17 protein-coding genes are annotated in these 24,978 nt (G+C 61.4%); 6 read left to right on the top strand and 11 right to left on the bottom strand.

Annotated features, from left to right (window positions below; genetic code table 11):
- From ACIOYV_RS00735 to ACIOYV_RS00725, 3 genes are all read right to left on the bottom strand, one after another.
- Entirely contained in the window at positions 1 to 1,965 is a 1,965-nt protein-coding gene (locus ACIOYV_RS00735; protein WP_401319957.1) for a YncE family protein, read from the bottom strand.
- A gap of 559 nt (positions 1,966 to 2,524) precedes the next feature.
- Positions 2,525 to 8,332: a manganese-oxidizing multicopper oxidase MnxG gene (gene mnxG, locus ACIOYV_RS00730; protein ID WP_401319954.1), complete on the bottom strand. Its 5,808-nt coding sequence runs from the start codon at positions 8,330 to 8,332 to the stop codon at positions 2,525 to 2,527.
- Positions 8,333 to 8,716: 384 nt separating this feature from the next.
- Positions 8,717 to 9,325 (bottom strand): lytic transglycosylase domain-containing protein, encoded by a 609-nt coding sequence (locus ACIOYV_RS00725; RefSeq protein WP_290029902.1) that lies wholly within the window; start codon positions 9,323 to 9,325, stop codon positions 8,717 to 8,719.
- 196 nt (positions 9,326 to 9,521) lie between these two features.
- Here ACIOYV_RS00725 and gspG point away from each other — a divergent pair, with 196 nt between their 5' ends.
- The 3 genes from gspG to ACIOYV_RS00710 all read left to right on the top strand — a co-directional run bounded on the left by gspG (position 9,522) and on the right by ACIOYV_RS00710 (position 12,004).
- Entirely contained in the window at positions 9,522 to 9,956 is a 435-nt protein-coding gene (gene gspG / locus ACIOYV_RS00720; protein ID WP_163913970.1) for a type II secretion system major pseudopilin GspG, read from the top strand.
- Positions 9,957 to 9,970: 14 nt separating this feature from the next.
- A complete protein-coding gene (locus ACIOYV_RS00715) occupies positions 9,971 to 11,158 on the top strand; it encodes a type II secretion system F family protein (protein WP_265039351.1) in 1,188 nt (395 codons plus the stop codon).
- A 147-nt stretch (positions 11,159 to 11,305) separates the two neighbouring features.
- The gene (locus ACIOYV_RS00710) at positions 11,306 to 12,004 is read left to right on the top strand and encodes a hypothetical protein (RefSeq protein ID WP_401319951.1); all 699 of its coding nucleotides are present in this window, start codon (positions 11,306 to 11,308) and stop codon (positions 12,002 to 12,004) included.
- A gap of 90 nt (positions 12,005 to 12,094) precedes the next feature.
- On the opposite strand, the gene ACIOYV_RS00705 is transcribed toward ACIOYV_RS00710, so the two are convergent.
- The 4 genes from ACIOYV_RS00705 to ACIOYV_RS00690 all read right to left on the bottom strand — a co-directional run bounded on the left by ACIOYV_RS00705 (position 12,095) and on the right by ACIOYV_RS00690 (position 16,223).
- Entirely contained in the window at positions 12,095 to 13,273 is a 1,179-nt protein-coding gene (locus tag ACIOYV_RS00705) for a hypothetical protein (protein WP_401319948.1), read from the bottom strand.
- Between the two features lie 5 nt (positions 13,274 to 13,278).
- Positions 13,279 to 14,256, bottom strand: a complete 978-nt coding sequence (locus tag ACIOYV_RS00700; protein ID WP_401319945.1) for a hypothetical protein — start codon at positions 14,254 to 14,256, stop codon at positions 13,279 to 13,281.
- A complete protein-coding gene (locus ACIOYV_RS00695; protein WP_401319943.1) occupies positions 14,247 to 15,215 on the bottom strand; it encodes a hypothetical protein in 969 nt (322 codons plus the stop codon). The genes ACIOYV_RS00700 and ACIOYV_RS00695 overlap by 10 nt, the downstream gene beginning before the upstream one ends.
- Before the next feature lie 120 nt (positions 15,216 to 15,335).
- Complete coding sequence (locus ACIOYV_RS00690; protein WP_401319940.1) at positions 15,336 to 16,223, bottom strand: LysR family transcriptional regulator; 888 nt, start codon at positions 16,221 to 16,223, stop codon at positions 15,336 to 15,338.
- Between the two features lie 139 nt (positions 16,224 to 16,362).
- Between ACIOYV_RS00690 and ACIOYV_RS00685 the strand changes: the two genes are divergently transcribed.
- A complete protein-coding gene (locus ACIOYV_RS00685; protein WP_401319938.1) occupies positions 16,363 to 17,382 on the top strand; it encodes an alpha/beta hydrolase in 1,020 nt (339 codons plus the stop codon).
- Positions 17,383 to 17,543: 161 nt separating this feature from the next.
- Complete coding sequence (locus tag ACIOYV_RS00680; RefSeq protein WP_265039359.1) at positions 17,544 to 18,971, top strand: mechanosensitive ion channel family protein; 1,428 nt, start codon at positions 17,544 to 17,546, stop codon at positions 18,969 to 18,971.
- Between the two features lie 226 nt (positions 18,972 to 19,197).
- On the opposite strand, the gene ycaC is transcribed toward ACIOYV_RS00680, so the two are convergent.
- The 4 genes from ycaC to ACIOYV_RS00660 all read right to left on the bottom strand — a co-directional run bounded on the left by ycaC (position 19,198) and on the right by ACIOYV_RS00660 (position 22,755).
- The gene (ycaC, locus tag ACIOYV_RS00675; RefSeq protein ID WP_054054541.1) at positions 19,198 to 19,824 is read right to left on the bottom strand and encodes an isochorismate family cysteine hydrolase YcaC; all 627 of its coding nucleotides are present in this window, start codon (positions 19,822 to 19,824) and stop codon (positions 19,198 to 19,200) included.
- 69 nt (positions 19,825 to 19,893) lie between these two features.
- Positions 19,894 to 21,732, bottom strand: coding sequence for an amidohydrolase (locus ACIOYV_RS00670; RefSeq protein WP_163913958.1), 1,839 nt, complete (start codon positions 21,730 to 21,732; stop codon positions 19,894 to 19,896).
- A complete protein-coding gene (locus ACIOYV_RS00665; RefSeq protein WP_401319933.1) occupies positions 21,729 to 22,346 on the bottom strand; it encodes an antibiotic biosynthesis monooxygenase in 618 nt (205 codons plus the stop codon). The genes ACIOYV_RS00670 and ACIOYV_RS00665 overlap by 4 nt, the downstream gene beginning before the upstream one ends.
- A complete protein-coding gene (locus ACIOYV_RS00660; protein ID WP_054054547.1) occupies positions 22,339 to 22,755 on the bottom strand; it encodes a DoxX family protein in 417 nt (138 codons plus the stop codon). Before ACIOYV_RS00660 ends, ACIOYV_RS00665 begins: the two co-directional genes overlap by 8 nt.
- 373 nt (positions 22,756 to 23,128) lie before the next feature.
- Here ACIOYV_RS00660 and ACIOYV_RS00655 point away from each other — a divergent pair, with 373 nt between their 5' ends.
- Positions 23,129 to 24,892, top strand: a complete 1,764-nt coding sequence (locus ACIOYV_RS00655) for an L-lactate permease (protein WP_401319931.1) — start codon at positions 23,129 to 23,131, stop codon at positions 24,890 to 24,892.
- The last annotated feature ends 86 nt before the right edge of the window (positions 24,893 to 24,978 follow it).

Genomic DNA, 24,978 nt, shown 5'->3' with positions numbered 1-24,978 from the left:
TCAGTTTCCTCTTCGGTGGTCATCGCAGGGCAGAACCCGGACGCTGGCAAAGGTCTTGTCATCGAAATTCGCGCCCAGGGATGCCGCACGCACATGCAGGTACCAGGCGCCGCTCTGGTCGAGGGTCACCGGCGCTTCATACACGCCGTTGCCCAGATCCAGCGCCGCGACTTCCTGAGCCCGGGACGTCGGGGCGCGGAAGTAGCGCACCTGCACATCCTTGACCCCGCTGCGCCGGGTTTTGTGTTGGCCCTCAACGATGCGAAACCGCACGACATACGGGTCGCCAAGGTCGGCCGTGGACTTGTCGAGCATGAATTCCACTTTCGGCACGCCGGGGCGCTGGGCGAGGTTGCTGTCCGGTTCTACCAGGGCGCTGAAGCAGTGAATGATGTTCGGCTGGTTGAGCAGGAACGCCACGTCGAAACGCCCGGCCGGGGGCAGTTTGATCCGTGCGCTGTACAGCCCCGGCTCGACTTCCCGCAGGCTGCGGTCGATGACCATCGCGGCCCGCGCCACCTGCCCACGATTGGGGTAGCCGGACATCGGCGCGTTCATGCCTTCGGCGTAGAAATAGGTGGTGTTGTCCACCGGGTTGACCACGAACACTGCGTTGTCGTCTCGCGACACCGCCAGGCTCGACGCCAGCGGCAAGTCACCGGCCAGCCGTGGCGCCTGGGGTCCGGCTTCAAAGCCTTGGCTGATTGGCGTGCGACCTTCGCCGAGGGATGCGAGGTTGATCATCGTCACTTTGGCCGAGGCCAGTCCGCGCACGTAGGCGTAGGCTTTGGTGAACACCACTTGATAGGGTTCGGCGGAGACGTCGATGGAGTGGATGCGCGCGTTGGTGGCGGCGTCGATCACTTCGGCGCGGTTTTCCAGGGTGTTGAGGGCGATGCCGAAGCGACCGTCAGCCGTGAAGCCCATCGGGCCCAGGCCCTGGCTCAGCTTGATGATGCGCCGCACCGCCAGGCTGCTGGTGTCGACCACGGTCACGCTGCCGTCCTGGCCATCGGCGACGTACACCGCTTGGGACAGCGGCGAGTAGGCCACCGACAACGGGTGGGTGCCGGTCTTGAGTTGTTGGCTGATGGTCAAGGTGGCGATGTCGATGATGCTCAGGGTGCCGTCGTCGCGGTTGGTGACGAAGGCGTGGCGGCTGTCTTTGCTGAAGGCGATTTCGTGGTGACCTTTGCCGGTCGCGAGGTGTTTCAGAGTCTTGAGGCTGCGGCTGTCGATTACTGTGACGCCGGACTCCTCTGCGGTTTTGCCATTGTTGCCGACCCACAGCAGGCGCTCGTCCGGTTGCAGGGCTACGCGCACCGGGTTGTTGCCGGCAGCGACCGAGTCGATCTGTTTGAATTGTTCGCTGTCGATCACCGCCACTTCGCCGGCGGTGGGCATCGAGATGAACACGCGTTTGTTGTCTTTGGTGGTGACCCAATCCATCGGCGCTTGTTTGAGGTCGATGCGCGCCATGGTGCTGGTGATGCCGCCGACCGACACGGATGGATCGACTACGGAGACGCTGGCGTCGCGGTTCATCACCAGCAGGAAGTAGCTGTTCAGGTCGAGCATCGGACGTGCGCCGATGCTGGATTTCAGGAACACCCCAACCCGGGATTTGCAGCTTTGTTCACGGCCCTGGGCCTGGTCGGCGGCGACGGTTTCCGGGTCGAGCCAGGCACCGGGATTCACCCCTGACAGCGGCTGGCCGGAATTGCTGTCAGTGACGCGGAACTGCACATCGGCAAACCCGCCTTCACGCAGCACACCGTCCTCGGCCAGCGCCTGCACCTTGAAGTCCACCGCCACCCCGTCACGGGCCAGCGTCTGGCCGCTCCAGGTGTCCGGCAGCGCCACCTCGCTGAGCATCGTGGGCGGCGCCGTGCGCCAGATACCCAGCCAGAGCAACACGGCAGCAACAACCACCACACACCCGGCAATTCTTATTGTCCTGTTCATACCGCGTCTCCCCTTACCCATCAGTGCCACGCCATGCCCCCGTAGGAGCGAGGCTTGCCCGCGAAGGCGTCATCTGCCACACCACCAAAACCGCGTCGCTCCCTTCATCTGTAGGAGCGAGGCTTGCCCGCGAAGGCGTCATCTGCCAGACCATCAAAACTGCGTCGCTCCCTTCGCGGGCAAGCCTCGCTCCTACAGAATCGGTGCCCCCTTGTGGGAGCGGGCTTGCTCGCGAAAGGGCCATCACATTCACCATCGATGTCGCCTGACCCACCGCTTTCGCGAGCAAGCTCGCTCCCACATTTGATCTCCTGTGGGCGCAGCATCTGTGTCCAACCCCACCCCCTGTAGGAGCGAGGCTTGCCCGCGAAGGCGTCATCTGCCACACCATCAAAACCGTGTCGTTCCCTTCGCGGGCAAGCCTCGCTCCTACAGAATCGGTGCCCCCCTGTGGGAGCGAGCCTGCTCGCGAAGGCGCCATCACATTCACCATCAATGTCGCCTGACCCACCGCTTTCGCGGGCAAGCCTCGCTCCTACGGAAACGGTGCGCCCATTTCCTACGGGGCTGGCGCCGGTTCCGGTTCGTTGGTCACCCGCAGCAATCCCCACAACCCGGCGGTGTTGCCGTAGGCGCCGTAGTCGCGGAACAGGTAGTCGCCCGGTATGGCGTTGCTGCCCCCGGCGCTCGGGTGCATGAAGCTGAAGTGCGCCGCCGGCAGGATGCTTTCACGAGCGCCGATGTACATCGACATCGGGTTGTAGCCGAACCGCACCGAGCCCACGCCTGGGGTGCTCATCGGATAGCCACCGGTATCGCTCTTCTCCGACTGGAACGGATTCACCGACCACACATGCCCATCGAGTTGGAAGGTCGAGCCGCGGCTGCCCCCGGTCGGCAAGAGGATGTGCGTACGGAACGGTTGCCCCGGTTTCACATACAGCACCGGTGTCTGCGGATCGCCGCCGATCAGCGCATTGCTATAGGCCATATGCGCGTTAGGCACGTCCCCGTAACCGGCGCCGCCGGCGTGTCCGAACGGCGCATCCGGCGCCAACCCGAAGCGGAACCAGATCGGCTCGGCCTTGTAGTTGATGGCCATGCTCGAGTTGTCCTGCGGATCGGTCGGCACACCAAAACCTTCGGCGGCAATGCCTTCCACCGGCCGACCGTTGGCCCAGCGGATGTTCAACGCTTTCTGCCAGACCATCGCAAAGTCGCGGTAAGTGGTCTGCCCTGGCGCCGTGACCGTTGCGTTGGTTTTGCGCGCATCCTCAACCCAGGTTGCGCCGATCGGCAGGATGGTCATCGCACCACCCAAGCCTTTCTGCGGTTGTTTGATGAGGTCCGCCGGGGTGATATTCAGCCCGCCGAACTCCACCGCCGTGGCGTTGATGTTGTCGACGCTGCGGCCCAGTTGCGAGATCGGCTTGCCTTCGCGTTCCAGGTGCCCGGCGTAGTACTGATAAGTACGGGTCGGGTACGCACCGCTGTTGCCGATGCGCGGTGGCACGGTCTGGATCGGGTTGGCGCCGACGTTGGTGCCGTCGGATTTGGTGATGTCGTACGCCAGCAGTTGCGCGTGCAGACCCACGTGGCTCGACGGCCGCAGCAGGTTGTTGGTGAAGATGGTCGAGCCCTGGCCATTGTTGCGATCGCGCTTGACCAGCCCTTGCATCACAGCCGTCTGGGTCAGGTCGGGCATGATCACCGGCAAGCGGTTTTCCAGGGTGATGTTGATGCAGTCGCCCGCTGCTGCGCGCAATACCAGCGGTTCCACCGGTATACCTGGTTTCATTTTTCCGGTGGCCGGATCGAGGTCGGATTTGCGCACGTACAGGATCGCAGTCGGATCATGCAACGGACCGCTTTGCCCGCCGATGGTGATGGTTTCGCCATCTTCAGGATCGACCACGGTGACCTGAGGGATATTCACCGGCCGCGAGTTGAACACCAGGGTGCCACCCGCCGGATTCAACGGCCCACCCACGTGTTGCCCGATGCCGGCCGGATCGCCGATGGTCAGGTTCAACGGATTGCGCAGGATGTCGTTGGCCAGCGCTGCAACCACTTCATAGTTGCGTTGCACGGTCGGCCGGGTGCCGATGCCGTTGGGGTTGGCACTGATCCGTGGGCAGGAGCCATCGAAGGCCACGGTGTTGCGCATACCCGCCGGTTTAGGATTGTTGGGCACGGCGAACAGATCGTTGCGCTGGGCCGTGTAGTTGCGCATCACGCCCCAGATACCGTTCCAGTAACCTTCAATCGACGCGTCCATCGAGTACAGGTAATCACCCGTGGTCGCCGCCGAACTGGAGAGCATCGAGACCGGCGCATTGAAGCCCATCTGTTCCGAGATACCGACCATCTGCGACGAGCGCCAGCCCGAGTTCGAGCTGTTGCCGAAGCCGGAGCCGCTTTGCAGCCATTTCACCCCGTGCAAGGTCACGTTGTGTTCTTCCTCGTGACCGCCGGCATGCACCCGCAGCCGCACGTTGTCACCGGTGTAGGTGCGCAGCATCGGGGTGAACGGGTCACCGGCCTCGGCGCCGCCCTTGTTGATGTGCGGCGGGAACAGCGTGGTGCCGCCGGTTGGGCCGGTGGCTGCGGTGACCAGGTTAGGCGCCAGGTTCATCGCCGGGATCGAACGGTCGGTACGGCTTTGCATGGCGTACGCCAGGTCGCCGCCGAGGCCGTCGGCCTGCATGCCGCGCTTGCCGTCCGGGCCGACCTTGTTCGGGTCGTACACCCGCAGGGCCAGCGGTTCGTTGCGGTAGTTGACCACGAACATGCCCGGGTCATCGACCGAGATCGCCTGTGGGCACGGCCGAGTCGGACAACCCGGCACCATGCCGCCCTGCACTTCAATGATGCCGTCGAGCAAGGTGCTGGCGTTGTTGCGTACCGGCGGATTGATCGCGTAACGGAAGCTGTCCGCGGTGGCCGGGAAGGCTTGCGGATCAGGCACGCCGTTAGGGCCGGCGCCCACATACACACCGGCTTCATAGGCGTGCTGGAAGTCGCTGTATTCGAGGAAGAACTCGCGGAAGCTGTCGTTCTTGCCATCGCCGTCGATGTCCCCGGTGGACACCACCGCTTGCCACGACGTCGGCCCGCCATCCTGCCGCGCGCCGCTGTACAACGGCTCGCCAGTTTCAGCGTGGAACCAGGTGGAACCGGCCGGTTCCGCCAGCACAGTGGCGTACAGGCCAATCTGTTGGTGAGTCGATGGGCCGAGGTGGTCGTGGGTGAAAATCGTCCCCAGGCCACGGTCGACACCTTTGGCATTCACCACCGGATCGACAAACCAGCGCTGCATCGCCGTGCGCGCCCCTACCCAGTCCGCCCGGCCGTATTGACCGAAGAACGGGTGAGTCTTGGCTTTCGGGCAGGCCGGCGTGCCGTCACGCGGGTCGGTGCCTTCGCACTGGTTGAACTCGCGAATCGCGTGGATGCGTTCTTGCACGGCGCCTGGGGAAAGCACGCCGTCTTCGTAGTTCCAGCCGTTGGCTGAACCGTCAGCGGCGGTCAGGTCCCATTTCGGCAGGTGAATGTGCTGGCCGATCACGTCGGTCGGCGTGCGCACCTGATAGTCGTCCATCTCATAGGTGGCCGGCACCAGGTTGGTTTGCTGGTATTGCACGCAGTCGAAAGTGTTCATGCGCATCACCAGTGGCTCTGGCGGACGCTGCTTGGTAATGACAGGCCAGGCGTCTTCCCACAGGGCGAGGATGCGCGCTTGCGGGAAATGGTAGCCGACCTTGTTGTACACCGCGTCGAACTGGATGTTCGCGGCTTTGTAGATGCGCGGACGGTCGGCGGTGAAGGTCGAGGAGCCGGTGTAAGACATGCCGTCGACCCGCTCGCCGCTGTTGAACTCGCCCATCCCGGCGCTGGCGGTCAGGCGTTTTTGCCGGTCGTCCATGCACGGTTCGTAGTACGGCGCACCGGCAATCGGCAACGCGCCGTTGGTGCGGAACGCCTTGGCCACGATTTGATTACCGGGCAGCAGCGCAAAGCTTGGGTGATCCTTTTTCGCGTGGAAGGCCATGGCCGCCTGTTCGACTTCGGTGCCCTCTTCCGGCATGTAGATCGGTTTGGCGCGGGTCACTTCCTTGGAGAAATCCAGCGAGGTGGTCACGGTGTGGGCCAGGCCACCAGAGGAGAAACCGTCGAGGGAATGCCGGCCCAGACCGCCGTCCCAACCACCGGACTGCGCCGGGTCGAGATTGGCCCACAGGGCTTTGCCACTGCTTTTCAGGGACTGCGCCTTGGCGGCGTCGAGCATGTCCAGCGGTGGTGTTGGCGGACGTTGCCCGACCGAACTTTCCATGCCGCCGATCCAGAATGGATAGCCAGGGTTTTTCAGGCTGCCGTCGGCGTTGCGGTTGGCTTCGCTGCGATCCACCAGGGCCAGGGAGCCGATGGCTTGAGCGCCACCGCCATGGTGTTCGCCGTCATCATCGTCGTCATCGTCATCGTCATGACCCGCCACCAGGCTTTCGCCGATTTTCGGCACCACGGCGACTTTGCCCGGCATCGGCGCCATGGCTTTACCGGGTAGCGGCACAACGGCGGGGATCGGCGTCCCGGCGATAATCTCGCCATCGGGCAAGGCCCGGGCGCCTGAGGCTGGTTTGCCGCTGCGCAAGGCGTAGGGTTCGCTGTGATAACCGTCTGAGCCTTGTTGCGACACTTCAAGTTTGGTGCCTTCTTCGAACACATCGTGGACCCGCCACATGCTCCACATGCCTTGGGCAAAGTGCGGGTAGAAGTGGCAGTGATAAATCGCATCGCCGGCCACGCGATTGCGGTTGCCCGAACCACCGTTGGCGATTTCGTAGGTGTAGCCGGCACCCGGACCAATGCCCTGGGCGTCCACATAGTCGGAGTTATCGTCGTTCGGGTTGAATAACCACTGATGGCCGTGCAGGTGAAAGATGTGCTGCTCGTGGCCGTTGTGGGTGTTGCGGAATTTGACGAAGTCGCCGATGTAGCTGTGGTTGACGTTGGACGGCTCAGACGGATACAGCGCCATCGTCGCCTTGACCCCGATCTGATCGGCGCGCGGCGTTTCGCCGGGGAGAATGTTTTCCAGGCCGGCGTTGGCCGGGACGTCCACCAGCATTGCGACGTCGCCGACGGTGTGGGAACTGAGGAAGAATTCTTCGTAGGCGCAGGACAGGCAATCGTGCATCGGCCCGACGCCCAATCGGTTGGCCACCACCTCGGCGCCCATGCCGCCGGAACCGTAGTTGATCATGAACGAATCGCGGGTCGGTTCCAGCACGTGGGCCATCACCGGGTCGGCCCAATAGGCCGGAAAGGCTTGGGTAGCGGCGGTTTCATCCTGAAACTGCGAGGCGAAATCACGGAACGGTTCGAGCCGGTTGGGGATCGCCGGGTTGCGTTTGCCGATGGCTTCCAGCGGATAAGTTGAGGGCGGGAAGCTGCCGTCGGCGTTGCTGCCCATCACGATCGCGTCGCTCTCGCTGGAAATGATTTCATTGCCATCGACCATGCCGATGATCGGCGTGCCGGCCTTGCCTTCACGGATCCACGGCTCGCGCTGCGGGTAGCGCGCCTGGTAATCGACAATCGGCTGGCCGGTCGGCGTGCGGCCGCTGCTGGCCAGGCGCATTTCTTCTTCGGTGACGGTGTTGCGATAGGTGCGGCCGCCCTTGGGCACCACCACCACTTCGCCGAACAGACCGTTGGCAACGTTGCCCGCGTCGCCTTCACCACCGAAGGTCGCGCCACGACTGCTGGCGGCGAACGCGCCTTCGCGCTCGGCGTACAAGGTGTAGGAACGGCTGGCGCCAGGGGCGATCAGGCTGTTGGCGTTGCGCCCGGTGTAAGAGGCGATGTCGTCGATGCTGTTGACCGCCTGCATGCCATTGACCTGGAAGCCGACGTGGCGGTCGGTGACTTGCTCGTCGACCTTGAAATCATCGACATTGCCGATTTCGCCCTCCTCTTCTTCCCCGCTTTCATGGCTGCCGGGGTTGGCCTGATAGGCCAGCAGGTTTTGCAGGTTGATGGTCAGGCAATCACCGGCGGCGACGCGCAGCACCAGCGGACGCGGACGCTTGTCGGGGCGCAGCGAAACCTTGCCCGGCACTGCCGAACCACCCTGGGCCAGGGAGCGGTCATGGTCGTCGACCACATCCCGACGCAGGGCGAACATCATGCCGTTGGCGTTCTGCGCGCCGAGGCGGTTGAACATCAGCGGCTGATCGAACGCCACGACGTTCGCTACCAGATTGCGCTCGCAGCGCACGGCGGCTTCAGCCAGCTGCAGGCCAAACATCGGCGCTAAAAACAGCAGCAGGTTAACCAGGTGATGAGCGTGTGGTATGCCGGTCATGATCACGGGCCTCGCTTTGGGTGCTCACAGGAATAATTCTCGACAAGTCCGGTGGAGCAATCCGCATGCCATAAATAATTTGTTGGTTTATCAACAACTTAAAGTTACGAGTTAATCAATCGGGGGAAATAACCCACCCCCATTCCCCACTTTCCAACCACGTTTGGCGACTATTTCCCCTGTAGCAGCTGCCGAGCTCCGGCGAGGCTGCGTTCGGCGGCGAAGCCGTCGTGAGATCAGGCGGCGCGGTGTCTCAGGTCAAACGTGTGCATAGGGTTTGCGACGGGTTCGCCGCCGAACGCAGCCTCGCCGGGGCTCGGCAGCTGCTACGGGGTACTACCCGGTTTGCCCCACATTTGGGGCAACCTGCCCCACCACCGTCGATCACAACGGCGCATCCACAGCCAGGCCCTGCAAGCGTCGGTATTGGCGCAAGACACTGGGCACGTAACGCTGGGTTTCGGCGAACGGCGGGATCACCCCGCCACGGCTGAGCACCGCTTGCGGCCCGGCGTTGTAGGCCGCCACGGCGAGGCTGATGTCGTTGTCGAACAAGGTCAGCAAACGCTTGAGATAACGCGCGCCGCCCTGGATGTTGGCTTTGGGGTCGTAGACGTCAGTCACCCCCATTTCCCGGGCGGTGTCGGGCATCAATTGCATCAACCCGCCGGCGCCTTTGGCGGAGGTCGCGTCGGCGTTGTAGCGCGACTCGGCCTGGATCACCGCGTGCAGCAGCGCCGCCGGCAATTGATTGGCCGTGGCCGCTGCCGAAACCAGCTCGGCATAGGGCTGGCGGGCGATCATTTGTGGTTGCTGATCCATGCTCAGCTGGGCTGTTTCGGGCTCGTGAATCACCCGTTCATAGTGCCGTCCGGGACGGTGGACATTGGACAAAACGTAGCTGCCCTTGGCGTCCATGGAAACGAAGACATCGGCCTGGGCGATGCCGGTCAGCAGCAGCGTGCCGAGCAGTCCTGCGGTGAGATTTTTCATGTTTCATACCTCCCCTGGCCGGCCCCGAAAAACGGGGCTTTTGCCCCAATGGCCGGTAGTCAACCAGCCATACGCAAGCACTGTGCCGTCGGCGCCAAGGCCCGGATCACAAGGGGTCCAGCGGTATCGCCAAACGTGAGCATGGCAATTGCATAAGCCCTCTCAGCGACTCTGCTGCCGACTGGATGAGGTCATCATGAATCAGCGTCTGTATTCCGCCCCGCGCTCCCAAAGCGGGTTCACCTTGCTCGAATTGTTGGTGGTGTTGGTGGTGCTGGGGCTGTTGGCCGGCATCGTGGCGCCGAAGTATTTCGCCCAGCTCGGGCGCTCGGAAGTGAAGGTCGCCAAGGCGCAGATCGAAGGCCTGAGCAAGGCACTCGATCTGTACCGTTTGGAGGTCGGCCACTACCCGTCCACCGAGCAGGGTTTGCAGGCGCTGGTCACCGCGCCCAGCGATGAAACCCGCTGGACCGGCCCGTACTTGCAGAAAAAACTGCCCCAGGACCCGTGGGGCCGTAACTACAACTACCGCTACCCCGGGGAAAACAGCGAGTACGACTTGCTGTCGATGGGCAAGGATGGGCAACCCGGCGGCGAAGGCGAAAACGCTGAAGTCACTAACTGGCAATGACCGGAGCGACGCCCATGCGCTTTCATCTCAAGGCTGTCGGCAAGGCCGGCGTGGTCTCGATGACCGTCGAAGCCCCCGGCCACAGCGAAGCCCGACGCATCGTCGAAGACCAGGGCTTGCGCGTGGTCAGCCTGCAAGCCGAGCGACACTGGCGGGCCTTGCGCCTGCGCCAGCGCGAGACCTTCAACCTGGTGCTGTTCAGCCAGGAGCTGACCACATTGCTGAACGCCGGCCTGCCGTTGATCGACGCGCTGGAAAGCCTGGCGGAAAAGGAAAGCGCGCCCCAGGCCCGCAAGACCCTGAGCGAGCTGGTGCGCCTGCTGTATGAGGGCAAATCGTTCTCCCAGGCGCTGGGCCAGTTGTCGGCGGTGTTCCCGCCGCTCTACGTGGCGCTGGTGCAGTCCAGTGAAAAAACCGGCGCCGTGGGCGAGGCCCTCGGGCGCTACGTCAGCTATCGCCAACGCATGGACGAGGTTCGGCAGAAGATCGTCAGCGCCTCGATCTACCCGCTGCTGTTGCTGATTGTCGGCGGTGGCGTGGTGCTGTTTCTGATGGGCTACGTGGTGCCGCGCTTCAGCCTGGTGTTCGAAGGCCTCGGTTCGAACCTGCCCTGGATGTCGCAGGTCCTGATGACCAGCGGCATGTTCCTGCACGCGCACCAGATGGAATTTTTCGGCACGCTGGCAGCGATCATCGTCGCCCTCGCGTTCCTCCAGCGCCAACCGGCCTTTCGTCGAGGTGTGGACCGCTTGATCGAAAAACTCCCGGCGGTGCATCAGCGGATCTTCATGTACGAACTGGCGCGCTTCTACCGTTCCCTGGGGATTCTGCTGCAGGGCGGGATACCGCTCGTCACCGCGATGGGCATGGTTCGGGGGTTGCTCACCGTGGCCTCGCGCACGCGCCTGGACCAGGCCTGCGAACGGGTGCGCGAAGGTCAGTCGCTATCCACCGCGCTGGAACTCAACCATCTGGTGACCCCGGTGTCACTGCGGTTACTGCGTGCGGGCGAGCAGTCCGGCAACCTCGGGCAAATGATGGAACGCAGCGCGGACTTCTACGACGAAGAAATCAGCCGCTGGCTCGAATGGTTCGTGCGCCTGTTCGAACCGTTGCTGATGACCTTCATCGGCCTGTTGATCGGTGTCATCGTGATCCTGATGTACATGCCGATCTTCGAACTGGCTTCGAGTATTCACTGACTCTGGAACGGGTCGGGCACTACCGTGCATCGGTCACCGACGTCTCGAATGAATAAATCGGAACGCTGATGTGTTTACGAACTGAATCAGGCAGCACGTTGCAGTGTTCATCAACGTTCCAACTTGAATAAAAAGACGGAGAACGACATGCACATCAACAAGCTTTTACTTGCAGTAGCTATTGGCGCAGTTCTGTCGGCGTCTACCGTTCTTATTCCGGACAGCCTGTCCGGTGTGTCGAGCGCACAAGCCAAGGATGGTGGCAGTGGCGGGAGTGGCGGCGGTGGCTCCGGTGGTGGGGGCGGCGGTTCCGGTGGCGGAGGTTCTGGCGGCGGTGGCGGTTCGGGCGGTGGCGGCGGAGGTTCTGGCGGCGGTGGTGGCTCGGGCGGTGGCGGCGGCGGATCTGGTGGTGGATCTGGCGGCGGTGGCAGCGGCAATGGCGGCAGTCACGGCGGCAATGGCAGCAGTGGCAACGGTGGAAACAGCAGTGGCCACAGCGGTAGCGACCATGGATCGGGGCAAGCCGGAAACGCCTCAAACTCCGGACGCAGCGGCACCCATGCCGAGCGTGGGGATGATCATGGGGTTCATCGCTCGGGTGAGCTAGGTGACGACCACGGCGTGCATCGCTCTGGTGAACTGGGTGACGACCATGGCGTGCATCGCTCGGGTGAACTAGGCGATGACCACGGCGTGCATCGTTCGGGTGAACTAGGCGATGACCATGGCGTGCATCGTGCCGGTGAACTGGGCGACAACCGTGGCGTGCATGCGGTCGGCCAGGTAGCCGATGACCGTGGCGTTCACGTCGGCGGCGAACCGGGCGACGACAAGCGTACCCAATGAGCTTATCAGCGATAACGAAAAAGGGCCGGGAGAGATAATCTACCGACCCTTTTTTCTGCGCTTTAACGGATTAAGCGACACTATGTTCGCTTATTGCGCATGCGCGAGGATTCTTTCGCACAACTGATCCAGGCTGGTCTCGGGCTCCACGCCGTTATCAAGGCGCTGTTGCACAGCTTTTTTCACCGCGGACTTGATCTCTTCAGCCTCAACACGGCCGACCGTTGGCAGGCGCGCGAGAAATGCAATGGCTGCCTGATAACCCGGAAAAGCAGGCTCCACCACCAAGCGTTCAGCCAGCCAATTTATGTATGCCGGATCGAACTGCATTTGCAGCGCCATGATCGCGGCCAGGCGCTCACCTGGAGAGTGGCTTTGGGTCAGCTGTGGCAGGAACTTTGTAGCCACCAGACCGAGCGACTTCATCTTCTTCGCGATGTCCGCCATTTTCCTCGTTCGCTCGTTGCCGTAAGGCATCTCTCTGCGCAGTTGCTCAAACTCAGCCGCCAGGCTACGTAGCGGTGCCAGCGCTTCTTCCGGTTGATCGGCGGGAACAATTTGACGCACACGCTCAGCAGACAATCTGTCTTCCTCAGTGGGCATTGAATCTTCACCCTTGACCGACATAGTGGCCGGGGGAGTATTTTCAAGTTCCAGCTCCAGCGCTTCACGGCTACGCTTGGTCATGTCGTAATCAGAGCGCTGAAAAGCTCCTTGCAGGAAGAGTCGGGTGTAAAGATATCCAAATAGAAATCCCAGTACGACAAAGCCTATCACCAACGCCATTGCCACGGACACATCACGAGGAGTGGGTGTGGCGTTCAAGGATGCGGCGGCGGTGTGGCTGATTTTCAAGATGTAGGCATTGATGTCTTTAAGATGGACCAGGCCCAACCCCACGATAATTTTCGTCAGCCAATCTGACACTTCTTCCAAATTAGTATTAGGCCGGCCTCCCGCCTCATTGCGAGGAGAAGCCGAGCCTGGGCCAGCCTTGTCTGGCAGAGCTGCACTCGGGGCCGCCGACTTGGGAATGCCAAACAAAAAGCCAACGGTAGCCCCCGCTACCAGACACGCCACAACCCAAAGAATGACTGCTGCCATCGCATTGGCAGACAACCCCAAGACCAATGCAGCAAGGAGCCCAAGCAACAAGACAGGCATCAAGACTTTTACGGATTTATCCAGATCACCGTAGACAGTGCCAGGGGACTCACTCGGCTTTTTACTTAATCGAGGGTTACTGCCCGTCGAACTTTGATTCGTCATGCGTTTTATCCTTGATAGTGGCGAGCGCGTTGATCTTCGTGGCTGCGCTGGTTCCATTCTTTTAGCGGTTGCTCAAGTTCCGAAGGCAGTCCAGCAAGGGGTAACCAATTGAGGATGAACTGCGCATATCTGTCTGAAAATCTGTGATGCCAGTACTGCCAACCCTCTTCGTCGTATAGCCGAACCCTGTAGTAGACACTAATAGTCGACGGCCTGAGCAGCTGGATTGCTGTGGCCAGTAGCAGAGGCAACACCTGGGCCATCGACAATCCAGCGATAACTGCACGGTCAGAGGCGATAAAGCTCATTAAATCCGTAAAGCTTCGAAGCTTTTCGGGCAATTGCAGAGACTGTGCATAGGAGTGAGGTAAAGGCGCCGTGAATGCAGTTTCAAGTCGATTGGTTGGCGCGAGCCAATTCAGATAGTTGGAACGGACTTGCGGCCCACCAGCTTCATGAGCACTCTCTTCCAATAATTCAAGAGCACTCAGTAACACGTACTCATTGAGAAGACCTTGGATTTTCGTGAACCTATCGTAGGGCGACGCTTCCAGTAGCTCCAGAAAAAAAACGCCCCAGTTCGTCTCCGACAAGACGATCTTCAGGCGTGCCAGCTTGTTGATTCGAACGCGAAAATGCCCACTACCTTTTGGCCCTGGGCCCCCTTCCACTGGAAGGCCGCCCCCGCCACCTGCGCCCGGTCCACTGCCTAGATAAATCCGACTCACAAAAGTAGTCAGGTGCTCAAGGGAGAAGAAGCCGTACTCCTTCGAGCCCTCAATCGCAAATCGCTCCTGAAAGCCTCGACGAGCCGCACCGAATGCGACGGCGCGATCAACGGGACGAGCCTCGAACTCCGGCGCACGAATCATTAGGGTTGCCGTGTGCTCAAGAGCCCAAGGGTCTTCGCAGGACTTTCGCTTCGAAACGAACGCCACGCCCTCGGTCGGCGCCCAACTGTCGATGTACCATTTCAACTCCATCGGTAGACCCTCCCGCTCCCGCTCACCACTCGATGCACGATGTCGTTGGCATCCATCGCTTTGCGTGCCGCCTGACGACGTTGCAACCAGAGCAATTGCTGGGGTGAAACAATGCCCCCGCGCTCCCAGCGCGCCTGAATGGCCGTTTCGGTCATTTCATCCTCAGGGTGCGAGCGGACCTCCAGAATCGTGTTACGGCGGATTTTGTCTTCATGAAACAGTTCGACGTAATCCTCGTCGCTCAACACTGCCTCGCCGATATTGCCGGCAGTCAACAAGCGAGGACGAAAGCCTTGATGCTGCAAGACCTTGACGGCCAGCATGTCAGCGAACTCGGTTGAGCGGAATTTGAACTTCAATCGATCTACCCGCGACTTGGGATTATCCACGTCCAGCAACGCCGCCAAGGGTGCCTTGATCAGATCATAGGAGTTGCGATCGAGCCCCTCTTTGACACTCACCTGATCGTCCGGCGATTTGAGCGCCACGCAGTACTCACCGTAATAGCGCATACCGGTGCCACCAATGGAGGCGGCACAGAAATAGAAATTTTCTGCAGGCGCCAGCCCGATCAACTCATCCACCTGGCGGCGGGTTGCCGAGGGTTTGAGGACTTTGGAGCCGACCATTGGACACTCGTAGATATTTTTGTAGTTATCGCTTCGCATGTACTCGGCCAAGGCGTCAGCACCGATGTTAAAGATCACATGCAACTGCGCATGATCGCCTCGAGCAAGGGCCATACGCTTGATCTCGGCACTGTTGGCGGCAGCAAAGCCGCCATTGAAGCCGTCGTAAGAATGATCGAGTACCCTCTGCCTGCGCTCAGCCCAGCTCAAGGCGAAGTACGCGGGCAATGGATTGACCTCCTGGGGCTCATCGGGCACCACTGAAGCCGACTGAATCGCCGGCATCGGTTTGCCAATTCCAAGCCAGCTCAACAGTTTTCTGATGTTCACACGACTTCCCTGTGCTGCGGCTTATCCCGAATAGAGGGCATAGTAGCGAAGACAAGTCAAAATGCCAGCATCCCCAAAAAAATTGATTCGATACCTGTTTTGAACCGTTCTAAGTTGATGTCAGACCTCTCCATCCAGACGCTCGCGCAAAAACTCGATAAACGCCTGCACCGGCCGTGACCCTTGGCGATGCTGCGGGTACACCGCCGACAACGTCAGCGACTCAGGCCGAAAATCCTCCAGCACCGGCACCAGCCGCCCGTCCTTCAACGCCGCGCCGACAATAAACGTCGGCAGGTACGTAATCCCCATCCCCGCTATCGCCGCATCCTTGAGCAACTCCCCGTTATTCACGCGCATCCGCCCGGTGACATTCACGCTCAACGGCTTGCCCTGCCCCTCAAACCGCCACTGCACCTGCCGCCCATGCCCATACGGCAGACAGTCGTGACTAAGCAGGTCTTCGGGTTTGTCCGGAGTGCCGCGCTCGGCCAGGTACGCCGGGCTGGCGCAGTACACGCGCTGGATCGAGGCGATGCGTCGGGCAATCAGCGTCGAGTCTTCCAGCACGCCGATGCGCAACGCCAGGTCGTAGCCCTCGCCGAGCAAATCCACCGGCCGGTCGCTGAGGTCGACTTCCACGGTGACGTCGCGGTAGCGCTGCAAAAATTCCGGCAGCAGGCAACCCAAATGCGCCAGCGCGAACGACAGCGGCGCACTCAGGCGAATCGTCCCGCGAGGCTCGGTGGTCTGGCCGGCGATGCCCTGCTCCACTTGCTCGACTTCGCTGAGCAGGCGCAAGGCTGACTCGTAGTAGCTCTGGCCCAGCGGCGTGACGTCCAGGCGCCGGGTCGAGCGGTTGAGTAAACGCACGCCGAGGCGTTCTTCCAGTTGCATCAATCGACGGCTGACGAATTGCTTGGACAGGCCCAGTTGATCAGCCGCCGCGGTGAAGCTGCCGGAGTCCATGACCTGGCAAAAAATACGCATATCTTCGAACGGGTTCATTGTCACGCTCTGGTTGACAGTCAAACACTTTATAGCCGCTTTTTCCGATTCTGGCACCCCATTAATCTGTGTCCATGGTGCAGCGACAGCCGCTGCCGCCGAACCCAAGCCGCTTTCATAATTAAAAAGGATTTACACCATGAACCTCGTCAAAAAGACCCTGACCGCTTCCCTCCTCGCCCTCGCCGTTGGCAACGCCTTCGCGGCTGGCAGCCCTGGCGTTGAACACAACACCCAGGCCTTCCTCGAAGCCCTCGCTGCTGGCGGTGGCAAACCCCTCGAACAACTGAGCCCCAAGGATGCCCGTGCGGTGCTGACCGGTGCGCAGAACTCGGTGAAAGTGGATCTGTCGGGCGTGGAAGTCAGCGAGCGAGCGATCAAGGTCGGCGAGCAAAGCATCAACCTGAAAATCGTGCGTCCGGCCAAGGTCAAGGGTGAGTTGCCGGTGTTCATGTTCTTCCACGGTGGCGGATGGGTGTTGGGCGACTACCCGACTCACCAACGCCTGATTCATGACCTGGTGGTGGGCTCCGGCGCGGTGGCGGTGTATGTCGATTACACGCCATCCCCGGAAGCGCAGTACCCGACCGCGATCAACCAGGCGTATGCCGCGACTCGTTGGGTCGCCGAGCATGGCAAGGACATCGGCGTCGATGGCAAACGCCTGGCGGTGGCCGGCAACAGCGTCGGCGGCAACATGGCGGCAGTCGTGGCATTGATGGCCAAGGAACAGAAAACCCCGGCGCTGCGCTTCCAGTTGCTGATGTGGCCGGTGACCAACGCGCAGTTCGACACCGGGTCGTACCAGCAATTTGCCGAAGGGCATTTCCTGACCAAGGGCATGATGAATTGGTTCTGGGACAACTACACCACCGACGCCGGCCAGCGTGCGCAGATCCATGCATCACCGTTGCAGGCCAGCGCCGAACAGCTCAAAGGCTTGCCCGCAGCACTGGTGCAAACCGCCGAGTTCGACGTGTTGCGAGATGAAGGCGAGGCCTATGCCCGTCACCTGGATGCGGCGGGTGTGCCGGTGACGGCGGTGCGTTACAACGGGATGATTCATGACTTTGGTTTGTTGAATCCGCTGAGTCAGATTCCTGAAGTGAAAGCGGCGGTGCGGCAGGCGGCGTTGGAACTGAAGACGCATTTGAACTGAGGACTCCCCTCCTCGCACGGCACTTGTGTGAAGAGGGGCTTTTCGTAGGAGCCAGGCTTGCCGGCGAAGGCGTACTTGAGGGCGCTTTCGCCGGCAAGCCTGGCTCCTACAAAAAGCGATCTCCCGCATGACAACAAAACAAATATCCCCGGAGTTCCGCCATGTCCTTTGTCTACGCTCATCCCCTGTCCTGGAGCGCCCTGTTGCTGGTGATCGACGCCCTGCTCTGGCACCTCGCGCCATTGCAGAAACGCGTGATCCGCATTGGCCTGCGCCTGGCGCTGTTCATGATCTTCAGCGCGGTGATCATCAACGCCGGCGTCAGCCCCTTGCAGGCGCCGCTGTTTGCCGATGACCGCGTGGCGCAGCTCGGGGCCACGGCGTTGGGGATTATCTGGTGGCTGTACGCCGCGCGGGTGCTCACCGAAGTCATCGGCCTGGTGCTGATGCGCCGCATTGGTCACAGCGGGCGCTTGTTGCAGGACGTCATCGGTGCGCTGGTGTTTCTGGTGGCGATCGTCGCGGCGGCCGGTTATGTGCTGGAGTTGCCGGTCAAGGGCTTGCTGGCGACGTCCGGGGTGGTGGCGATCGTGGTCGGTCTGGCGTTGCAGAGCACCTTGAGCGATGTGTTTTCCGGGATCGTGCTCAACACCACCAAGCCGTATCAGGTGGATGATTTTGTGGTGATCGACGGCGTTGAAGGCAAGGTGCTCGACATCGACTGGCGCGCCACGCATTTGCTCACCAGCGCCGGCACCATGGCGGTGGTGCCGAACTCGGTGGCGGCCAAGGCGAAAATCGTCAACCTGAGCCGGCCGAACAACATGCACGGCGTGTCGATCAGCATTCAGGTGCCGAATCATATTCGTCCGCGTCGGGTGCTGGATGCGCTGGATCGCACGCTTCAAGGCAGCAGCACGTTGCTGCTGAACCCGGCGCCGAAAGCGGTGCTGAAAGAGGCCGGCGAAACCATGTCCATCTACGTGGCCAGCGGGTTTATCGCGGAACTGAGCAAAAAAGGCGACGTGCGTAATCAGCTGTTCGACCTGGCCCATCGGCATCTGGAAGCGGCAGGGATTTCCCGGCAGCTCGATGGCGTGATCGAGCCATCGACCCGCGCTCGGGCGTTGCTGGATGAAGTGAAAATCTTCCGTTCCCTGAGCGAGGATGAACGTGATCGACTGGCGCAAGCCATGGTCCCGCAGCAGTACACGGCGGGTCAGGTGGTGCTGGAATTGAATGAAGTGCCGGACAGCCTGTTCGTGATCGCCACCGGCGTGGTCAGCGCCACCGTGCCCGATGGCACCGGGCAGAAGGAAGCCGGACGCATGGGGCCGAGCGAAGTCATGGGCGAACAGAGCATCCTCACCGACACACCGTCACAGGCCAGCTTTACAGCGCTGACGTCGTGCATCATTTACCGGATCGACAAGTCCCTGACCCGCGATTGCATGGCGCAGCGTGGCGAGGTTGGACGGGCGTTGAACAAGTTGCAGGCGGTGCGGCAGCAGAACAGTCGGCTGGCGTTGATGGCCGTGCCGGCGCCGGTCAAGAAAGGTGGTTTTCTGGGCTGGCTACAAAAACGCTGACACCCGACAAAACTCCCCCGTAGCAGCTGCCGAGCACCGCGAGGCTGCGTTCGGCGGCGAAGCCGTCGTCAATCCTGCCACCTCGATTTACCTGAAACACCGCAGCGACTGATTTGACGACGGCTTCGCCGCCGAACGCAGCCTCGCAGGCTCGGCAGCTGCTACGGGATTTGGTCAGATAGAAAAATACCCGCACATTGGCGGGTATTTTTTTATGCGCCGGGACTTACTTGGCGGTCAACACCGAATAGCTGTTCATCAGATTGCGATAGTTCGGAATGCGCGGCGACAGCAGGTTGGCCAGGCCTTCCATGTCGTTGCGCCAGTCGCCTTGCAGCTCGCAGGCCACGGAGAACCAGTTCACCAGTTGTGCACCGGCCGCCGACATGCGCGCCCAAGCAGCTTGTTGCACGGTTTCGTTGAAAGTACCCGACGCATCGGTCACCACGAACACTTCAAACCCTTCAGCCAGGGCCGACAAGGTCGGGAAGGTCACGCACACGTCAGTCACCACACCGGCAATGATCAGCTGCTTGCGGCCGGTAGCCTTGACGGCTTTGACGAAGTCTTCGTTGTCCCAGGCGTTGATCTGGCCTGGACGCGGGATGTACGGCGCGTCCGGGAACAGTTCTTTGAGCTCAGGCACCATCGGGCCGTTCGGGCCGTTTTCGAAGCTGGTGGTGAGGATGGTCGGCAGTTTGAAGAACTTGGCCAGGTCCCCGAGGGCCAGTACGTTGTTCTTGAATTCGTTGGGCGAGAAATCCTGCACCAACGAGATCAGGCCGGTCTGGTGGTCAACCAACAGTACAACGGCGTCGTCTTTGTTCAGGCGTTTGTACGGAACGTTGCTCATGTGAAACTCCTCGGTAGTGGGATGGTGCCAATAGCGCCGGCACGTTGGGCCGGCGCTTTTTTATGATCTTCAGAAGGCGAAGCACGAGCAGCCAAAGGCGCCCCAGAAACCCGCAAAATCGCTGACCGGCGCATTCGACAGGCGCGCCTTTTCATGGCTGTGGGAGTGCACGCCACACGGCCCGCTGCAATGGTGAACCTGGGCCTGCATCGGCGACGTCGGGCGCCAGTGGCCAGGGACTTTCACCACTGGCGACCAGTCCGGCAGCACCGGCACGCTGGCCGGGCCGAGTTTCTCGAAGTCACCGGCGGCATACACCACTTTGCCGCCGACCACGGTCAACACGGACTCGATCCACTTGATCGCCTCTTCATCGACGCTGAAGAAATCGGCGCTGAGGGCGGCGACGTCTGCCAATTGGCCGACCTTGATCTGACCTTTCTTGCCCTGTTCGGACGAGAACCAGGCGCTGCCATGAGTGAACAGCTCCAGCGCGGTCAGTCGCGACAAACCTTCAGCATGCAATTCCAGACCGCCGACGGTGCGGCCGCTGACCATCCAGTACAGCGAGGTCCAAGGATTGTAGCTGGACACCCGCGTAGCGTCGGTGCCGGCGCCGACCGGTACACCCTCGGCCAACATGCGCTTGATCGGCGGCGTGGCTTCGGCGGCTTTGGCGCCGTAACGCTCGACGAAATACTCGCCCTGGAACGCCATCCGGTCTTGGATCGCAATGCCACCGCCCAGCGCCCTCACCCGCTCGATGTTCTGTGGGGTGATGGTTTCGGCGTGGTCGAAGAACCACGGCAAACCGTTGAACGGAATGTCGCGGTTGACCTTCTCGAACACGTCGAGCATGCGGCTGATGGATTCGTTGTACGTGGCGTGCAAACGGAACGGCCAGCGCTGTTCCACCAAGTGGCGCACCACCGGTTCCAGTTCGTCTTCCATGGTTTGCGGCAGGTCCGGGCGCGGTTCGAGGAAGTCCTCGAAATCCGCCGCCGAGAACACCAGCATTTCGCCGGCGCCGTTGTGCCGCAGGTAGTCGTCGCCTTGGTGCAGGGTCACGCTCGACGTCCAGTTCTTGAAGTCGCTGAGTTCTTCTTTCGGTTTCTGGGTGAACAGGTTGTAGGCGATGCGGATGGTCAGTTGCTGATCCTTGGCCAACTGCTCGATCACCTGATAATCGTCCGGATAGTTCTGGAAACCGCCACCGGCATCAATGGCGCTGGTCAGGCCGAGGCGATTGAGTTCACGCATAAACTGGCGGGTCGAGTTGACCTGATATTCCAGCGGCAGCTTCGGCCCTTTGGCCAGGGTCGAGTAGAGGATCATCGCGTTCGGACGCGCGACCAGCATGCCGGTCGGGTTGCCATTCGCATCACGCACGATTTCGCCGCCCGGCGGGTTTGGCGTGTCGCGGGTGTAGCCGGCGACGCGCAATGCGGCGCGGTTGAGCAAGGCACGGTCATACAAGTGCAGCACGAACACCGGGGTGTCTGGCGCGGCCTGGTTCAACTCTTCCAGGGTCGGCATGCGCTTTTCGGCGAACTGGAATTCGTTCCAGCCACCCACCACACGCACCCATTGCGGGGTCGGCGTGCGGTCAGCCTGATCCTTGAGCATGCGCAGGGCATCGACCAGCGAAGGCACGCCTTCCCAGCGCAGTTCGAGGTTGTAATTGAGGCCGCCACGGATCAGGTGCAAGTGCGAGTCGTTGAGGCCGGGGATGACGCAGCGACCCTTGAGGTCGATGACCTGGGTGCCCGAGCCGCGCAGGGCCATGGCTTCGCCGTCATTGCCGACCGCGACAAAGCGCCCGTCCTTGATCGCGACCGCACTGGCCAGCGGGTTTTCGCGGTCAACGGTATGGAATTGGCCATTGAATAGAATCAGATCGGCGTTCATCGCGTTTCCTTCGTCGCAGGGGAATGAGAAAGCCAGGGCGCGAACAATCGGGTCGCCCTGGGCATGAACAGGTACACCACCGACACCACGATGGTCACGGTGACCAGGAACGTGGCGACCACGTAATTGGAAAGGAGGGGGTGGAGCTTGAGCAGCGGCCCCCAGATCAGCGGCACCAGCAAGGTGTGCGGCAGAATCACCAGAAATGTCACCACGGCTTGTTTCCAGCGCGGTGGCGGTGGCGAAGCGGCGTCGGCGGTTGGCGCGAACCAGAATTCATTGACCGGGTTGACTTCGGTCTGGTCGCCGTCGGCCAGCATCGGCGTGGCTTCGTTGACCAATTCAAGGCGCTGCGGCGAATCCAGCCAGCGTTGCATCGCCTCGGTGGAGCAAAAACGCAGCACGCAGGTGTACATGTCGAGGCCGGCGTTTTTGCCGCGCATCACGTCCACGCCCAAATGCCCTTCCTGCTGCCCGGCGATCGTCACGATGTTGCGCAACCAGGCTTCATACGGTGCTTCAAAACCGGCCTTGACCCGATGTTTGATAATCAGGGTGACGATCTCATCGAAACCCGGCCGCGTGGTCGCAGCGGTGGTGAAAGACTCAGGCATAACGCAAAACTCCGGCGAATCGATGATTGAGTGCCAACCGTCCAGGCCCGGCGATAAGGATGCTGGTGAACACGATCAACAGTAGCCAGCCGAACTGCCCTTCGAACAGGCTCCATTGCGGATGCACGATCACCAGCGCCACTAACAGCACCACCAGAATAGGCAAGCACGCCAGACGCACCAGCACCCCGGCGACGATCAGCAGCGGGCACAGCACTTCGGCGAAAATCGCCAGGATCAGCGTGAGGTTGGCGCCGAGGTGGAACGGGTCTTCGATCTGTTGAAGTTGCTCGGTGTAATTCAGCAGCTTGGGTAAACCGTGGACCCACAGCAGAAACAACCCGCCGCTGACCCGCAAAAACAGCAGCCCCAGGTCCCGCGACCGTTCATCCCAGCCCGATGCATTCATGGCCCGCCCATCCCATTGAAAAATCACCGGCATGGCTTCGCCGGCACTTGATCCGATAGTGCCGGGGTCAGGCGAGGGAAAATTGGATGTACGTGCTCTTTTTGCGGATGCGCCCGGACCCAGCATCCACCGCCGATGCCTTGCCGAACCCAGCCCCTGTGGGAGCGAGCTTGCTCGCGATAGCGGTGGGCCAGTCAACATCAATGTCGAATGGGAAATCGCAATCGCGAGCAAGCTCGCTCCCACAGGGGATCTCCATGGCTGCAATAGCCCCACCCCTACCCCGCCAGGACAGCGGCTAAATGCCACCTATACTCCAACCACCTAACCGCAATGGATCTGCGCTTCCAACAATAAAAAGCAGAGGTGGAACATGGTCTGGCAGCAAATCTACGACCCGTTCGGCAACCCGGTGTTATCGACCGTCATGGCAGCAGTGCCGGTGGTGGTGATGCTGGCCTCCCTGGCGTTTTTTCATGTCAAGGCACACCTGGCGGCACTGCTGGCGCTGGCCTCGGCCTTGCTGATCGCCATCTTCGCCTTCGGCATGCCGGCGAACATGGCGGGCACGGCGGCGTTATTCGGTGCGGCCAACGGGCTGCTGCCGATTGGCTGGATCGTGCTCAATATCATCTTCCTGCACCGGCTGACCACCGAGAACGGTTCGTTCAAGGTGCTGCAGGATTCGCTGGCGCGCATCACCGACGACCGGCGTCTGCAATTGCTGTTGATCGCCTTCTGCTTCGGTGCGTTCTTTGAAGGCGCGGCCGGGTTCGGCACGCCGGTGGCGGTGACCGGGGCGATTCTGATCGGCCTCGGCTTCTCGCCTCTGGCTGCGTCTGGCCTGGCGCTGATCGCCAACACCGCGCCGGTAGCCTTCGGCGCCCTCGGCACACCGATCATCACCCTGGCCAAAGTCACCGGGCTGGATGAAATGGAGCTGTCGATGATGGTCGGCCGGCAACTGCCGTTCTTCTCGGTGCTGGTGCCGTTCTGGTTGATCTGGGCGTTCGCCGGTTGGCGCAAGATGCTGGAAATCTGGCCAGCGATTCTGGTGGCCGGGGTCAGTTTCGCGGTGCCGCAATTCATCGTCTCCAACTACCACGGACCGATGCTGGTGGACGTGATCGCCGCATTGATTTCCATGGCCTGCCTGACCGGTTTCCTCAAGGTCTGGAAACCCGCCACCGTGCACACGTCAGCCGCCCTGTCCGGACGCGTCGACAACTCGAAAATCGACCCCGAGCATGAGCAAAAACCCGAGGCCAGTGCGACGTTTGCCAGCGATGCCAAACCGGCGGTCATGCGCGCGTGGATGCCGTGGATCATCCTCACGGTGTTTGTGTTCGCCTGGGGCACCCAGGGCTTCAAGAACCTGTTCGATACCCGCGCCGTCATTGATCCGCAAACCCACACTGCCACGCTCGATCCACAGGGCAAGCCGTTGCGCGAGGCGAATCCGATCTTCTCCCCGGCACTGACCTTCACCACCCTGCACCAGCAAGTCGAAAAAGTGCCGCCCGTGGTGCCGACGCCAAAAACCGAAGACGCGATCTACAAATTCACCTGGTTCACCGCGACCGGCAGCGGCATCTTCTTCGCGGCGATCCTCGGCGGTTTGCTGATGGGTTATTCGATTCCGCAACTCGCACGCCAATACCTGCGAACCCTGTGGGTGGTGCGTTTTTCCCTGATCACCATTGCGGCGATGCTTGCCCTTGGCTATCTGACGCGCTATTCGGGGCTGGACGCAACCATGGGCCTGGCGTTCGCCGCCACCGGGATTTTCTACCCGATGTTCGGCACCCTGCTCGGCTGGCTCGGCGTTGCGTTGACCGGCTCGGATACGGCCTCCAACGTGCTGTTCGGCGGCTTGCAACGGGTGACCTCCGAACAACTGGGGATCAGCCCGGTATTAATGGCCGCCGCCAACAGTTCCGGCGGGGTCATGGGCAAAATGGTCGACGCCCAGTCCATCGTGGTCGCCTCCACCGCTACCCGCTGGTACGGCCACGAAGGGGAGATTCTGCGTTATGTGTTCTTCCACTCCATCGTGCTGGCGATATTGGTCGGCGGGTTGGTGACATTGCAGGCGTATGTGGCGCCGTTCAGCCATATGGTGGTTGGTGGGCATTGAATGAATCAACCCGGTCCCTTGTGGTGAGGGGGCTTGCTCCCTCGCCGCAGTGAACACAGCAAATCAGCACCTTCGTTCCAGGCGAC

Source organism: Pseudomonas sp. NPDC087342 (assembly GCF_044744265.1).
Lineage (GTDB): Bacteria > Pseudomonadota > Gammaproteobacteria > Pseudomonadales > Pseudomonadaceae > Aquipseudomonas > Aquipseudomonas nunensis.
This window is presented reverse-complemented; position numbering and strand designations above follow the sequence as displayed.